Below are 2,673 nucleotides of genomic sequence, written 5' to 3'. Positions count from 1 at the left end.
AAGTCGCAAAATATTCGGCCAAAGACTTTGAAATGACGGAAAACCAAGCAGTATTCGATACGTTTTATTTTGCAATGAAAGGTCGCCAGTTGATTACGTTCAACGGTGTGTTCAAAGACTACAAAAAGAAATTTGAGTCTGGTGCTTTAGACCGATACAAACAAAAAGACGAGAATGATTATTTTTGGTTTTTAACGGCTTCATGGATGAAAAATGAAGCGCAATATGCAATTGATTATCGCGCGTTGAACGAGGATGAAAAGCGATTTTTTGCTAATCAGTATGTTGAGGAAAAAGCGGTTGAAGGCGAAAAAGAGTAAATTGTTTGAGCAAAATAAATTCACTTTTTATAATCAAGTTAGGGATATCCCAGTATCACTCTCCGAGGGTGACTCAGGGGAAGGAGTCACCCTTAAAACAAAAAAAATCAATGGCAAGTGGACGAAAAATCGTCCACTTTTTTGTTCGGAGCTCGGAAGTTTTTGACCACTTTCCCTGAAAAAACAGTATGTTTTGGGAAAGTGGTCAAAAACTGGAGAAGCGGAGCAAGCGCATTATAGCAATGGTTAGGGGTGTTTATCTTATGTTTGTATTTCTACGCTTACTCTATATTTGCTCTATACTTACTCTTGATTTTGATGCACTTGTTATTGCTAACAGACGTGTTTATTTGTGTCTAATTGACAATCGTTTTAACGTCAATCCGCGATTTATTTTCATCGATTTGGCAACAAAATGATCAATGTTTTGCATTTAATTGATGTGTGAAATGCAATTGATTGATCATTTGTTTTGTATTAATAAACAGACAAAATGGCTAAATTCAATATGGTAAATCCTTTTAATTTGATGATGAATTATGTATAAAAAAGTTAAACAAAAAGAATGTGGAAAAATTCATTTTCCATTCAGTTTGGATTCAGTATGTATTCACTTTACGTTCAATTTTTCATCATAAGAGAACGTTCCCGGCGCTTGGTATCAAAGGCTTTCTCCGCCTTGGCAATTCCTGACCACTTTCCCTCAACGTGGGGTAATCCCCCTTATGAGGGAAAGTGGTCAGGAATTGCCAAACTCCGAAAAAAAATACCAAGCGCCGGGAACTGCCAAACAATAAGAGAAGGTAGGCGCATTTTTTACTGGTAAGGGGAAGGGAAAGAATGAAAAAGAATGATCATTCGCTTTGCTCATGAAGCCTTCAGTCAACCACAAATATCAGTCGCAGGCTCCTTCGATATTTGTGGCTGCCTTTCAGGGAGAATAGACAAAGAGAAACATAGATAAGGTGCAGTCAACGGTAAATCGAACTAGAAGCTCTTAAATGGCCCTTAAAATCGATTCTGAGCGTTTTTAGGTTTAATGCTTTAAAAAGCAAGGAAGAATAATCAAATGTGTTTAGAGGGCATTTTAGAGCTTCTGAGAGGCTTTAAGGAGTTGACGGCTAGAAACTCACCCTAGAAGCTGGGAACAGAAGAAGGTGACCATAGGGAACGTTCTTGACGCCTGAACGGCGAGTGGAAAGTTTTTGGGGTTGCCTTTTTTCAAAAAGGCAAGGTCTTGGTCTTTGATTTTGTGCGAAAGGAAATCGAAAATTGAGGGGCGAGAGTCACAAAAAAGAACAACGATAAATGAGTGGGAAAATTTAACAGCCCTTTCTAACAGGCGGTTAAATGTACAAAATATGTACACCCCCCCCTAAAAATGCAGTGGTCAATTGACCTGTTTTTTTGTTATTTTATTTGAGATTTTTGAGCGCAGCGAAAAAGATCTCTTCTTTTCTTGATAATATAGGCAACTATTTTCGGCGAAAAAATAGGGGTTTGACCTAGGTCAAACCCTTGGGGCTGTAAGGAAGCACAAAAAAAAAGATTGCATTTCCTTGCATAGTGATTTAAACTTTTGGTGTCTAATCAAAAAACTAAATCAGTAAGGAGAGCAATCTTATTTTTTGTTATCGGCTTTTCAGCCTATGTGTACAAAATTTGTAGATTCAGTATAACAAGATGACAGAGAAAAGACAAGATTTGATTAATGGAACTTATCGTGAGAAAAAGAAAAATTTACGGAAAGTATTGGCTTTGAGTGAAAATCGAGTTCCTACAAGAATGCATGAACTGATGATGGGGTGCGGTTCGTATCTAGAATTTATTGCCACGGTAGACAAGGAGAAAAAGAAATTGGTGCAGGCACATTTTTGTAAAAATCGTTTTTGTCCGTTATGTGCGTGGCGTAAAGCAAGGAAAGATGCGATGATGTTGTCGATTATGATGCAGGCAATCGCACAAGAAAAGCAGTATGAGTTTCTTTTTATGACATTGACAACACCGAATGTCAAAGGGAATCAGCTGAACGAAGAAATTAATTTGTTCAATCAGGCGCTGTCAAAACTGTTTCGTCGAAAGAAAGTGAAAGCTGCAATCAAAGGTTATGTGCGAAAACTCGAAATCACGTACAACAAAGAGCGAGACGACTATAATCCGCATTTTCACTTGATTTTGGCAGTGAATAAGTCGTATTTTACTAACCCTAGATATTATATCAATCAAGTAGAATGGCTGGATCTATGGCGTGATGTGACGGGAAAAACAGGAGTTAATCCGGACGGCACCGACGAGATTACACAGCTGGATATTCGCAAGGTTAAAGGGTTCCAACAAGAGAAAGCAGTCTTGG

Annotated in this window: 1 protein-coding gene and 2 pseudogenes; all 3 read left to right on the top strand. The window is 38.1% G+C overall.

Annotation, left to right across the window (positions count from 1 at the left end; all coding sequences use genetic code 11):
- A pseudogene (locus tag EG2_RS19295) lies at positions 1-320 on the top strand (protein rep); the annotation flags it as partial.
- Between the two features lie 1,250 nt (positions 321-1,570).
- Positions 1,571-1,719 (top strand): annotated as a pseudogene (locus EG2_RS19880) (replication initiation factor domain-containing protein); the annotation flags it as partial.
- 284 nt (positions 1,720-2,003) lie between these two features.
- The coding region (locus EG2_RS18085) for a protein rep (protein ID WP_060815715.1) at positions 2,004-2,673 on the top strand (670 nt) is incomplete at its 3' end.

Source organism: Enterococcus gallinarum NBRC 100675 (assembly GCF_001544275.1).
Lineage (GTDB): Bacteria > Bacillota > Bacilli > Lactobacillales > Enterococcaceae > Enterococcus_D > Enterococcus_D gallinarum.
Note: the sequence above shows the minus strand (reverse complement) of the source record. Positions and strands in the feature narration are given on the sequence as shown.